10 protein-coding genes are annotated in these 13062 nt (G+C 54.4%); 5 read left to right on the top strand and 5 right to left on the bottom strand.

Annotation, left to right across the window (positions count from 1 at the left end):
- Positions 1–41: 41 nt before the first annotated feature.
- Together clpA and clpS are read right to left on the bottom strand one after the other, a co-directional pair.
- Positions 42–2315, bottom strand: coding sequence for an ATP-dependent Clp protease ATP-binding subunit ClpA (clpA, locus tag AAIE02_RS03080; RefSeq protein WP_166875461.1), 2274 nt, complete (start codon positions 2313–2315; stop codon positions 42–44).
- A 27-nt stretch (positions 2316–2342) separates the two neighbouring features.
- Positions 2343–2663: an ATP-dependent Clp protease adapter ClpS gene (clpS, locus tag AAIE02_RS03075; protein WP_008461103.1), complete on the bottom strand. Its 321-nt coding sequence runs from the start codon at positions 2661–2663 to the stop codon at positions 2343–2345.
- Positions 2664–2986: 323 nt separating this feature from the next.
- Between clpS and cspD the strand changes: the two genes are divergently transcribed.
- Positions 2987–3208 (top strand): cold shock-like protein CspD, encoded by a 222-nt coding sequence (cspD, locus tag AAIE02_RS03070; RefSeq protein ID WP_008461102.1) that lies wholly within the window; start codon positions 2987–2989, stop codon positions 3206–3208.
- Positions 3209–3285: 77 nt separating this feature from the next.
- Here the strand turns inward: cspD and macB are convergent, their stop codons facing one another.
- Together macB and macA are read right to left on the bottom strand one after the other, a co-directional pair.
- Entirely contained in the window at positions 3286–5232 is a 1947-nt protein-coding gene (macB, locus tag AAIE02_RS03065; RefSeq protein ID WP_166875463.1) for a macrolide ABC transporter ATP-binding protein/permease MacB, read from the bottom strand.
- The gene (gene macA / locus AAIE02_RS03060; RefSeq protein WP_498531952.1) at positions 5229–6344 is read right to left on the bottom strand and encodes a macrolide transporter subunit MacA; all 1116 of its coding nucleotides are present in this window, start codon (positions 6342–6344) and stop codon (positions 5229–5231) included. The genes macB and macA overlap by 4 nt, the downstream gene beginning before the upstream one ends.
- Before the next feature lie 142 nt (positions 6345–6486).
- On the opposite strand from macA, the gene AAIE02_RS03055 reads away from it, so the two are divergent.
- Positions 6487–7434 (top strand): VirK/YbjX family protein, encoded by a 948-nt coding sequence (locus tag AAIE02_RS03055; protein ID WP_498531951.1) that lies wholly within the window; start codon positions 6487–6489, stop codon positions 7432–7434.
- Between the two features lie 21 nt (positions 7435–7455).
- Here the strand turns inward: AAIE02_RS03055 and AAIE02_RS03050 are convergent, their stop codons facing one another.
- A complete protein-coding gene (locus tag AAIE02_RS03050; RefSeq protein ID WP_008461098.1) occupies positions 7456–9111 on the bottom strand; it encodes an ATP-dependent endonuclease in 1656 nt (551 codons plus the stop codon).
- A 410-nt stretch (positions 9112–9521) separates the two neighbouring features.
- Between AAIE02_RS03050 and aqpZ the strand changes: the two genes are divergently transcribed.
- The 3 genes from aqpZ (at position 9522) to hcp (ending at position 13055) form a co-directional block, all read left to right on the top strand.
- Complete coding sequence (gene aqpZ, locus AAIE02_RS03045) at positions 9522–10217, top strand: aquaporin Z (protein ID WP_039291469.1); 696 nt, start codon at positions 9522–9524, stop codon at positions 10215–10217.
- A 144-nt stretch (positions 10218–10361) separates the two neighbouring features.
- Complete coding sequence (locus AAIE02_RS03040) at positions 10362–11261, top strand: LysO family transporter (protein WP_166995472.1); 900 nt, start codon at positions 10362–10364, stop codon at positions 11259–11261.
- A 141-nt stretch (positions 11262–11402) separates the two neighbouring features.
- Positions 11403–13055 carry a hydroxylamine reductase gene (gene hcp / locus AAIE02_RS03035; protein ID WP_498531950.1) on the top strand — a complete coding sequence of 551 codons (1653 nt, stop codon included), beginning with the start codon at positions 11403–11405 and terminating at the stop codon, positions 13053–13055.
- The last annotated feature ends 7 nt before the right edge of the window (positions 13056–13062 follow it).

Raw genomic sequence — 13062 nt, 5'->3', positions numbered from 1 at the left:
GGCCGGGCAATGCCCGGCCTTTTTTACATCCTCAGCCAGCGCTAGTGCGCGGCCTCCGGCTTGTGCTTCTGCGCACTCGCAAAGTTGAAGGTCAACTGCTGCTGGTCTTTATCCAGCGCAACCGTAACCTGCCCACCGTCAACAAGGGTGCCGAACAGCAGTTCGTTGGCCAGCGGTTTTTTCAGGTTGTCCTGGATAACACGCGCCATTGGGCGAGCGCCCATCGCGCGGTCATAGCCCTTCTCTGCCAGCCAGTCACGCGCTTCCTGGCTCACTTCCAGCGAAACACCTTTCTGATCCAGCTGAACCTGTAGCTCGACAATAAACTTATCCACCACCTGATGAATCACCTCGGTAGAGAGGTGGTTGAACCAGATAATGTTGTCGAGACGGTTACGGAACTCCGGCGTAAAGATCTTTTTGATCTCTTCCATTGCATCGGTGCTGTTGTCCTGGCGGATTAGCCCGATAGATTTACGTTCGGTTTCCCGCACCCCGGCGTTGGTGGTCATCACCAGAATCACGTTGCGGAAGTCCGCCTTGCGTCCGTTGTTATCGGTCAGCGTACCGTTGTCCATTACCTGCAGCAGCAGGTTAAAGACATCCGGGTGCGCTTTTTCGATTTCATCGAGCAGCAGAACCGCATGTGGATGCTTAATCACCGCATCCGTCAGCAGCCCACCCTGATCGAAACCAACATAGCCTGGAGGGGCGCCAATCAGACGGCTCACGGTATGGCGTTCCATATACTCGGACATATCAAAGCGCAGCAGCTCAATGCCCAGCGACTTCGCCAGCTGCACGGTGACTTCCGTCTTACCAACCCCGGTAGGGCCAGCAAACAGGAACGAACCGACAGGTTTATGATCCTGACCCAAACCGGCACGACTCATCTTGATCGCTTCGGTCAGCGCTTCAATCGCTTTATCCTGGCCAAACACCAGCATTTTCAGGCGATCGCCCAGGCTTTTCAGCGTATCGCGATCGCTCGCGGAAACGCTTTTTTCCGGGATGCGCGCAATGCGAGCGACCACGGTTTCGATGTCCGCCACGTTAACGGTTTTCTTACGCTTGCTTACCGGCATCAGGCGGCTACGTGCGCCCGCCTCATCAATGACGTCGATAGCTTTATCCGGCAGATGCCTGTCATTGATGTATTTCACCGCCAGCTCAACCGCCGCGCGAATCGCCTTCGCGGTATAGCGAACGTCGTGGTGCGCTTCGTATTTCGGTTTCAGCCCGTTGATGATCTGCACCGTTTCTTCAACGCTTGGCTCAGTAATATCAATCTTCTGGAAGCGGCGCGCCAGGGCACGATCTTTTTCGAAGATGTTGCTGAACTCCTGATAAGTCGTCGAGCCAATCACCCGAATTTTACCGCCGGAGAGCAGCGGTTTAATCAGGTTAGCGGCATCGACCTGGCCGCCGGAAGCCGCGCCCGCGCCAATAATGGTGTGGATTTCATCGATAAACAGGATGCTGTTTTGATCCTGCTCGAGCTGTTTCAGCAGCGCTTTAAAACGTTTTTCAAAATCGCCGCGGTATTTGGTACCGGCCAGCAGAGAACCGATATCCAGCGAGTAGATGGTGCAGTCGGCCATCACTTCCGGCACATCGCCCTGCACAATTCGCCACGCCAGCCCTTCGGCAATAGCCGTTTTACCCACGCCAGATTCACCGACCAGCAGCGGGTTATTTTTACGGCGACGGCACAGAACCTGGATAGCACGCTCCAGCTCTTTATCGCGGCCAATCAGCGGATCGATCCCGCCCACGCGCGCAAGCTGATTAAGATTGGTGGTGAAGTTTTCCATACGTTCCTCCCCGCCTGCTTGCTCTTCGTTGACCGGATTTTCAGAACCCGATGACTGATTCGGTTCGTCTTTGCGCGTGCCGTGAGAGATAAAGTTCACCACGTCGAGGCGGCTTACTTCATGTTTGCGCAGCAGGTAGGCTGCCTGGGATTCCTGTTCGCTGAAAATGGCAACCAGCACGTTGGCGCCGGTCACTTCACTGCGCCCGGAGGACTGCACGTGGAACACCGCTCGCTGCAGCACACGCTGGAAGCTTAGCGTCGGCTGCGTGTCGCGCTCTTCAACGTTGGGTGGCAGGACCGGCGTAGTTTGTTCGATGAAGGCTTCGAGCTCCTGCCGCAGCGCCACCATATCCACAGAACACGCTTCCAGCGCTTCGCGGGCAGATGGGTTACTGAGCAATGCCAGTAACAGATGCTCGACGGTCATAAACTCATGTCGGTGCTCGCGCGCTCTGGCGAAAGCCATGTTTAAACTGAGTTCCAGTTCTTGATTGAGCATAGGCACCTCCCCAAATTATCGGCCTTGTCAGGCCTTTTCTAGCGTACACAGCAACGGATACTCGTTCTCCCTTGCATACTGGTTCACTAACGCCACTTTGGTTTCCGCTACTTCTGCAGTAAAGATGCCACAGATAGCTTTACCCTGATAGTGAACCGTGAGCATCAACTGCGTGGCACGTTCAACATCATAAGAAAAGAACTTTTGCAGTACGTCAATAACAAATTCCATTGGCGTGTAGTCATCGTTCATCAGTATAACTTTATACATGGAGGGCGGTTTTAGCGTTTCGCGCAGTTTATCCGCCGCCATTTGGTCAAAGTCCAACCAGTCGTTCGTCTTACCCATTGCGATTTATCATCGTTTGTTGAAGCCCAACATACTGTCAGGCAAGGCCTTATATTGAGTGTAATACGCTTTTCGCAAACGTATGACAACGTATTCGATCCCGTAACGAATCTCCGTAAGCGAGCTACATCACATTAATAGCAATAGCGTTAACTGCTTCAAATTTTTGACTCATTGTTGCCTTACCTGCCCCGCCAGACGCTTGACGCAGTGTATAAAATATCTACATTGTAGCGGTGTGAGTTGGCGAGGTTTTGAACAGCCCGCCCTTACCCACCGGTTGATTCCATCTCACTATTAAGAGTTACGAAGGATGTCGAAGCATGGAGACGGGTACTGTTAAATGGTTCAATAACGCCAAAGGGTTCGGTTTCATCTGCCCGGAAGGCGGCGGCGAAGACATCTTCGCTCACTACTCCACCATTCAAATGGACGGGTACAGAACGTTAAAAGCCGGACAGCTTGTCAGGTTTGATGTGCATCAGGGACCTAAAGGCAACCATGCCAGCCTGATCGTTCCCCACGAGGCGGAAGCGGTCGCGTAGTTCCCCATTAATTGTGTACATCCCGCAGATAAAATGCCAGCCCATAAGGCTGGCATTTTTATGACCAACCGCCGGGATTACTCACGAGCTAGTGCATCGATGGGGTTCAGGCGCGCCGCGTTTCTGGCCGGCAACCAGCCAAAGAGCACCCCCGTGGCCGTGGAGCAGCCAAACGCGGTCAGCAGCGCCACCGGCGAGAAACCTATCTGCCAGCCCGGCAGCACCAGCTGCAGCGTGAACGCGATAACCAGCGACAGCGATATCCCCAGCGCGCCACCGACCAGGCAAACCAGCACCGCCTCAATTAAAAACTGCTGCAGTACATCGCTGGCTCGGGCGCCCACCGCCATACGGATACCGATCTCTTTGGTACGTTCAGTGACCGACACCAGCATAATATTCATGACCCCAATCCCCCCAACCAACAGCGAAATAACCGCTACCAGCGTCAGGAACATCTGAAGAGTACGTGTGGTCTTTTCCGCCGTTTTCAACAGCCCGTCCATGTTATAGGTGAAAAAGTCTTTCTTGCCATGACGCAGCGACAGCAGGCGATTAAGCTGCTGCTCGGCTTCGTGGCTGTCGTACCCTTCTTTAACACGTACGGTTATTGAGTTGAGCCAGCTTTGCCCCATCACGCGCCCGGCCATCGTGTTATAAGGCAGCCAGACGCGCAGCACTTTGCTGCTGCCGAACATCGACTGTTTCTCTTCCGCCACGCCAATCACCGTGGCCGGCATATTCCCCACCAGCACAACTTCCCCGACAACATCACTTTTGTTCGGGAAAAGCTGCCTTTTGCTATTGGCGTCCAGCACCACAACTTGCGCACGGCCCTTCATCTGCTCGTCGTTAAAGCTTGCGCCCTGGCTCATAGTCATACCGTAAACATCAAAATAGTCGCCGCTGACGCCATTGACGCTGGCCGCCGCATCCACGTTGCCGTAGCGAAGGCGTAAATTGCTGGAAATAGAAGGCGTGGCCGAACTTACCCAGGGCTGCTGGCCGATAGCCAGCAAATCATCATATTTTAATGCCTGCTGGAACTGCGGATTGTCATCACCAAAATCTTTACCGGGGTAGACATCGATCGTATTGGTGCCGATGGAGCGAATATCCTCCAGCACCATCTGCTTGGCGGCATCGCCCACCACGACAATGGAGACCACCGAGGCAATGCCAATAATAATGCCAAGCATGGTCAGCAGCGTGCGCATCTTGTTCGCGGCCATCGCCAGCCAGGCCATGCCGAGCGCCTCGCGGAAACTGCTGATGACTTGCTGTATCGACGAACCGCTTCGCAGCGTTTGATTTTCAACCATGCGCGCCGCAGGCTGATGAACCGGCGGAGGATTACTGATAATTTCTCCGTCGCGAATTTCAATAATACGCTGAGCCTGCGCCGCCACGGCCGGATCGTGAGTCACAATAATCACCGTATGCCCGCGCTCGCGCAGTTGCTTCAGCGTGGCCATCACTTCTTCGCCGGAATGGCTGTCCAGCGCACCCGTGGGTTCATCCGCCAGAATCACCTGCCCGCCGTTCATTAACGCACGGGCGATACTGACGCGCTGCTGCTGCCCGCCCGAAAGTTGTGACGGCAGATATTCCACCCGCTCCTTTAGCCCCAAACGCCCAAGCAACTCATGCGCCCGCTGCTGACGCTGGGCTCTCGTTGTCCCGGCGTACACCGCTGGGACTTCAACATTTTGCGAAGCATTCAGATGAGAAAGCAGGTGATAACGCTGGAAGATAAAACCGAAATGCTCGCGACGCAGCGTCGCCAGCGCATCGTTATCCAGCCCCGACACATCCACGCCCGCGACCTTATAACTGCCGCTGCTGGGTTTATCCAGGCAACCGAGGATGTTCATTAGCGTCGATTTACCGGAACCGGACGCACCGACAATCGCCACCATTTCCCCGGCTTCAATCGTCAGGCTGATGCCCTTCAGGACCTCAACCTGCTCTTCACCAGAAGGATAGCTGCGGCGAATGTCCTTTAATTCAAGCAGCGCCGTCATTTGCTACTCCCGGCATTGGCGCGACCAGTCACCACCTCTTCGCCTTCTTCCAGCCCATTAACGACCTGAACCTGGGTGTCGTTTCGCATCCCGATAGTTATTTCACGGGTTTTGGTTTCCCCGTTGCGCAACACCGTGATGTTATAGCGATTATCACCGATCGGTTCGCCCAGCGCGGCCAGCGGAATCGTCAGTACATCTTTTACGCTGCCGAGTTGAATATGCACCTGAGCGGTCATATCCAGGCGCAGAATGCCCTTCGGATTCGGCACCTCAAAACGCGCATTATAGAAAATGGCCTCATTGACTTTGTCTGGCGTCGGCAGGATATCTTTCAGCACGCCTTCATAGCGCGTCATCGGGTCGCCAAGTACCGTAAACCAGGCTTTCAGGCCCTGTTTGAGATGAATAACATCGGCTTCGGAGACCTGCGCTTTCACCAGCATCGTGCTTAAATCAGCCAGCGTCAGAATATTTGGCGCCTGTTGCGCCGCAATCACGGTTTGCCCCTGCAGCGTCGTTATCTGCGTCACTTCCCCCGCCATTGGCGCGACGATACGGGTGAACTCGAGGTTAGTTTTCGCGGTGCTCAAAGAAGCCTGATTACGCTTAATTTGAGCATCAATGGTGCCAATCTGAGCCTGTTTTACCGCCAAATCGGTTGCCGCTTTATCAAGATCCTGGCGGGACACCGCCTGAGTTTTTGCCAGCGTCTGCTGGCGGGAAAGTGTTACTGCGGCAAGCTTACTTTCAGCTTCGGACTGCATGCGCTGGGCACGCAGCTCCATCAGCGTGGCTTCAACTTCTTTGACCTGGTTTTCTGCCTGTTCGGGATCGATAACCCCCAAAAGCTGATCTTTTTTTACTTTATCGCCGATGCTAACCGACAGCGTTTTTAACTGCCCACTCACCTGCGCCCCGACGTCAACTTTACGCACGGCATCGAGCTTTCCGGTGGCCAGAACGCTTTGCTGAAGTGAAGCCTTACGCACGATCATCGTTTGATATTGTGGGGCTGGCACATGCAAGAACTGCCAAAGCCAGAGGAAAAATATCACCACCACCAGCGCGTAAAGCCAATAACGCTTTTTAAATTTTCCCTTAATTTTCATATAAATCCTGAAATAGCTAACGCATGATTAAACAGTTCTTAAACAAACTGCACAATGTGAAGATATGTAACAGTTATTGAACGTCGGTTGACATCCGGCGTGCTGAAATAGTGCCATCTTTCCCGAATATCAGGTTGTTATTATGTCCCAGATCGCTGCCGCGCATGTTACCGAAACCCTGCCTCAAACAGGCTGGAAACTCTTCCTTTCCCTCGCGACAGGGGAATGGCAGCCGGGAGCATCCTGGGGCAAGAAGGCTTACCGCCGCAAGTTTATTTTACGTTCACTGGCGATGCCTTTACACACCGCCAGCCTGATGAACAACCTCGCAAGCCAGCCTCATCTTGCCAGCATGCTAAACGCTCAGCCAGGTCTGCCTTGCCGCCTGCATCGCCCTTACCTTGCGCTGCCGCTAAAACGCAAGCATACGCGGGATACTATCGCTTATCACTACCAGAAAATTGCCGAGAAAATGCCGAAAAAAATGCTTAATGGGCATTTCTCTGCAGAAGGTTACCGCCTGGCCACGCTGGTGGGTAAAAACAACGAGCTGATGTTTATCGATCTCACCTCTCACGATATTGAAGGTAAAGAAGGCGAAGCCTTCCTGAACTTCTGTAATGAAGAGGGCGTTCCCCTGGCGCGTATGACCTTTACTCTCAACCAGTTTGAAGGCAAGAACACCTTCTTTATTGGCTGCCTGCAGGGAGCCAAAACTTGGGTGCCTCATGAAGCCATTCAGGCTGCCACAAAGGCTTGCCACGGGCTGTTCCCGAAACGCATGCTGCTTGAGGTTGCCTGTGAACTAGCGAAGCTTCTCGACGCAGAGCGCATTCTGGCCGTCGGCAACGGTACGCATATTTACCGTTCATGGCGCTACGAGAAGAAGAAGAAAGACAGTCTACATGCGGACTATGACAGTTTCTGGCAGTCTATGAGCGGTAAACCTCGCGCCGACGGCCTGTTTGCCCTGCCATCCAGCGTGGAACGCAAACCGCTGGAAGACATTGCCAGCAAAAAACGTGCAGAATATCGCCGCCGTTATGAATTGCTCGACGGCATGATGAACAGCATCAACGGTCATTTCTAGATCTGCATTTCCAGCCGGGCGCTAATCCGCCCGGCCACGCGCCAGCCAAAGCACCCGAGAAAACATTTTACGAAACAGCGGCGGAACCGCATCCACGCCGCGACGCCCCGCCTCCAGAGCCACTTCGATAGCTAAATCTGGCTTTGACGAACGATGAATAGCTTTCGTAATAATCCTGCGCAAATTCATCGGCACATTTTCGGGCAACTGAGCCACGCGATGAAACACATCCGAAAATCCCTGCCGATACATAAAGTGTTCCATATCCAGCGCAGGCAGCGCTGTAAGATGATCGCGCTCCTGATCCCGGTCATTGTCCAGCAAGCCGCGTACGGTTGCCGCATATTTTTTACCGGCATCATCCCCGTCCACCAGCACATGCCATTCAATGCCCATCCGGCGAGCGAACTTAATCAGCGGGCGCAGGCCAGATTGTGCAAACTCGATGACCTTCACGCCTTCGGCATCAAAATGGTGCCCACACTGGCGCGCCAGTTCGTTCATCACCCACACTTCGGTCTCGCCTTCCACCAGCAACCAACAGCGGGCAAAGAGTGACGACGCGCGATTAAAACGAATGTGGAAAGCAATTCTCCGGCTCTCTTCCGCGTTCATACCGCCCGGTCCAAGCCGCCACGCGGCCACTCGGGAGGATTCACGCACCAGCCGGCAAACCTGTTCTACCGGCGTCAGAGAGAGCAGCTCTCCGGAATTGGTCGTGGTAATTTTTTGTAGCGGCAGCAGATTCAGCAGGTGCCAGGCGACAGACAGCATAATCGGATGCAGCCGGGTTTCAGGATCTTCCACCAGCAGCAGCGGGCGAGCGTCCCTGTCGAGCGCAATGCTGCCCTTCGCCTGTAGCAACGTGGAAAACATGCCCAGCAGGATCATGCGGTGCGAACGGCTGCCTGGCTTGTCGATCATCCGGTTGATCACATCCAGATAGCGCCAGCTGCGCTGCTCATCATGAGAACGCCGCCGCATCAGGCGCTGGTGGGCTATCGCGCCCTGCTCAGAGAAATAGTGTTCAAGCAGCTGTACCATGGCCGACAGCCCTTGCCGCAGCTGCGCATCGGTGAGGTTTTGCGGCCTTGATACCAGCTCTCGCGCCAGGAAATCCAGCTGGCGCGCGGTCAGCTCCGTTTCCGGCATTTCGGGCATGCTTCCGTTGCGCAGCCGCCGCATGAATCGGGCATCTCTGAGGCGCAGCACCGGGTTCAGCCGCGTGATATTCATCGCCATGTCGTCAATTTCGTCCAGCGCCAGCGGCTGGCCGTGGGCATTGAGAAAGCTTCTCAGCGTTAAAACCGTCCCTTCATCCCCAAGCTCTCCTTCCAGACGGTAATAAATACGATGGAAGCCGTCGTTCCCCGCCACCCAAACCGGGGAAAGGTTACGATACCGCCGCCCTAAATGGTGGCCAGGCGCCGCCTCGCGGAAGGTCAGGATGATTTGCAGGTGACTTTCACGGCCATGCAGCTCGCCGGGGGGAAAATAGAAATCTTCGCGAACAAAATGGTACAGCTCCCGGTGCGGGGAAAGTAGCAAAGTCAGCGCATCTAACAGGCTGGATTTACCCCAGGCATTTTCGCCAATCAGCACGTTGTTTTGCTCAAGCATTAACGACAAACGGTTAATACCGCGAAAACCAACCATCTCAACTCGCTCGAGAAACATACCGCCTCCTGTGCATCCGCTTTCATCCAGCGTCCTTTTCGAGTATAGCGGCAACCCGGAAGGCAATGTAACCACACAATGTCAAAGCGTTACGCGATAAACGCACGCCGCCTTTACCATAATCAATTCGTGCTGAGGCGTATTTTTTTATTATCCGGAATATTCTTACTTCATTCAAAGATAACCTATACTTCTGCTACCTCTCCTCAAAAAAGGAATAACACCTCATTGCCCTAAATCAAAAAACTAGAATTTATTGTACTGGTGGCGAAATGGCGAAATACCTAATATTAACGCGCATTTAATATTACTTTCGTCATTCACTTGATGACGGTGAATTAGCGACAGTCAGGGTCATGTGATTTAGCGCGTGAACCTTGCATTGTTTCTGGCTTTTATCAGAGGTGGTTATGTTTAGAAAATTAGCAGCCGAGTTCTTCGGGACGTTCTGGCTGGTATTTGGTGGCTGTGGTAGCGCAGTATTAGCGGCAGCATTCCCGGAATTGGGCATTGGCTTTGTCGGCGTCGCGCTGGCATTTGGTTTAACCGTGCTGACCATGGCTTTTGCCGTCGGCCATATTTCCGGTGGTCACTTTAACCCGGCCGTCACACTTGGCCTCTGGGCCGGTGGCCGCTTCCCGGCTAAAGAAGTGATTGGCTATATTATTGCCCAGGTGATTGGCGGGATTGTCGCTGCCGCTATCCTTTATTTAATCGCCAGCGGTAAAGCAGGCTTTGATGCCGCAGCCAGCGGTTTTGCTTCTAACGGCTACGGCGAACATTCTCCGGGTGGATATTCCATGCTGTCCGCCATTGTGATTGAAATCGTATTAACCTGTGGATTCTTGATTGTTATTCACGGTGCAACGGACAAATTTGCTGCACCGGGTTTTGCGCCAATAGCCATTGGCCTGGCATTAACCTTAATTCACTTAATTAGTATTCCGGTTACCAACACCTCAGTAAACCCTGCGCGCAGTACCGCAGTGGCTATTTTCCAGGGCGGCTGGGCGCTGGATCAACTGTGGCTTTTCTGGGTGATGCCTATTATTGGCGGGATCCTGGGCGGTATTATTTACCGCACCCTGCTGGAAAAACGCAGCTAGGCCCCGAGGCAGGCTTACTCGGGTAAGCCTGCCGTTTTCTTTTCCCCGCATAAACCTTTTTCTTCGCCCCTACTCGACTCAATTCCTTTCTTTCGGTAGTGTGACATCCGTCGTAACATTTTAACTACAAGGACTGTCCCTCCCATGCTGTCAGGATTACTTATTATCCTGGTGCCGTTGCTCGTCGGTTACCTGATTCCGCTGAAACAAATCCACCTGCTCAGGCTGATTCACCGCCTGCTGGGCTGGATTGTTTACGTGATCCTCTTCCTGATGGGCATTAGCCTGGCGTTCCTCGATAATCTCGCCAGCAACCTGCTGACTATCCTGCATTACTCGGTGATAAGCGTCGGGGTGATCCTGCTGTGTAACATCGCCGGCCTCTTGCTGCTGGAACGTGCTCTCCCGTGGCGGCATCAGCACAAACAGGAAAAACTCCCCTCGCGCCTGGCGATGGCCCTGGAGTCCTTACAGCTTTGCGGGGTAGTGGCTTTGGGCTTCCTGCTGGGGCTGACCGGATTTGAGGTGCTTAAATACGCCACAGAGGCCAGCGAATATACGCTTATTTTCCTGCTGCTGCTGGTCGGGATCCAGCTTCGCAACAGCGGCATGACCTTCCGGCAAATCGTTCTCAACCGTCGCGGCATTATTGTCGCCATTGTGGTCGTTTTCAGCTCAATGGTCGCCGGGGCGATCAACGCCCTACTGCTTGGCCTGCCGATAAAAACAGGTCTGGCTATGGCCTCTGGGTTCGGCTGGTATTCGCTGTCCGGGATCCTGATGACTGAGTCCTACGGGCCGGTGATTGGCAGCGCAACCTTCTTTAACGATCTGGTGCGGGAATTACTGGCTATTATGCTTATCCCGGCTTTGGTGCGCCGCAGCCGCTCAACGGCTCTGGGCCTTTGTGGCGCCACCTCGATGGACTTTACCCTGCCGGTGCTGCAGCGCAGCGGCGGTGTGGAAATCGTGCCTGCCGCCATTGTGCACGGATTTATTCTTAGCCTGCTGACCCCGCTGCTCATCGCCTTCTTCGCCGCCTGATACCTCGCTGGCGGTAGCCTGCTGCCGCCAAAGTTGAGCTATATCAATCTCCCTTTAAGTTGCACCAAAAAGTCCTTTTAACCTGTTGAGCCGGAGCCTAACCTTAAACATGTATTTAAAATATAACTTTAAGGTGACATCATGTTTTGTGTGCAGTGTGAACAGACCATTCGTACCCCGGCCGGCGACGGCTGCACCTATGCCCAGGGCGTCTGCGGTAAAACAGCCCAGACTTCCGACCTACAGGATCTGCTGATCGCGACATTGCAGGGGCTGTCCGCCTGGGCCGTTGCCGCACGCGAACGCGGTATTATCGACCACGAGATTGATAACTTTGCTCCCCGCGCCTTCTTCTCAACGCTGACCAACGTGAACTTCGACTCCGGCCGCATCGTTGGCTATGCCCGAGATGCCATTGCCATGCGCGAAGATCTGAAAATCCGTACGCTGGCTGTCGATCCTGCGGCCATCGTCACTCACCCGATGGCAGAGCTTCAGTTGGTCAGCAGTGACCTCGGTGAACTTCAGCGCCAGGCCGCTGAATTCACGCCAAATCGTGACAAAGCCGACATTGGCGAATATATTCTCGGCCTGCGCCTGCTGTGCCTGTACGGCATGAAAGGCGCCGCCGCTTATATGGAACACGCACATGTGCTGGGCCAGTACGACAACGATATCTACGCCCAGTACCACAACATCATGGCGTGGCTCGGCACCTGGCCTGCGGATATGGGCGCGCTGCTGGACTGTTCCATGGAAATCGGCCAGATGAACTTCAAAGTGATGAGCATTCTGGATCAGGGGGAAACCGGCAAATACGGCCATCCAACCCCAACCCAGGTTAACGTACGCCCGGTCGCCGGGAAGTGCATCCTGATTTCCGGCCATGACCTGAAAGATCTCTATAACTTGCTCGAGCAAACCGAAGGCACCGGCGTGAACGTCTACACCCACGGTGAAATGCTCCCGGCGCACGGCTATCCAGAACTGCGGAAATTCAAACACCTGGTCGGCAACTACGGCAGCGGCTGGCAGAACCAGCAAACGGAATTCGCCCGCTTCCCAGGCCCTATTGTCATGACTTCCAACTGCATCATCGACCCGACTGTAGGTTCGTACGATGACCGAATTTGGACCCGCAGCATCGTCGGCTGGCCGGGCGTCAGCCACCTCGAAGGCGACAATTTTAGCCCGGTGATTACCCAGGCCCTGCAAATGGCCGGTTTCCCGTACAGCGAAATCGAACACCTGATCACCGTCGGCTTTGGACGCCAGACGTTACTGGGTGCGGCAGACACGCTCATCGATCTGGTTAGCCGCGAAAAACTTCGCCACATATTCCTGGTCGGCGGCTGCGACGGCGCACGCGGAGAACGTAACTACTTCACCGACTTCGCCACCAGCGTGCCGCAGGACTGCCTAATCCTGACCCTGGCCTGCGGTAAATACCGCTTCAACAAGCTGGATTTCGGCAACATCGAAGGGCTGCCGCGCTTGGTAGATGCCGGCCAGTGCAACGACGCATATTCAGCGATCATTCTGGCGGTCACCCTCGCCGAGAAACTGGGCTGCGGCGTGAACGACCTGCCGCTGAGCCTCGTGCTCTCCTGGTTTGAGCAAAAGGCGATTGTAATTCTGCTCACGCTGCTGTCGCTCGGCGTGACTAACATTGTCACCGGACCAACCGCACCGGGCTTCCTGACGCCAAACCTGCTGGCAGTGCTGAACGAGAAATTTGGCCTGCGCGCCATCACCACCGTTGAGCAAGACATCCAACAGTTAATGAGCGCGTAAGGAGCAG

The sequence above is a fragment of the Cedecea sp. Ae19-4 genome, assembly GCF_059801165.1.
This window is presented reverse-complemented; position numbering and strand designations above follow the sequence as displayed.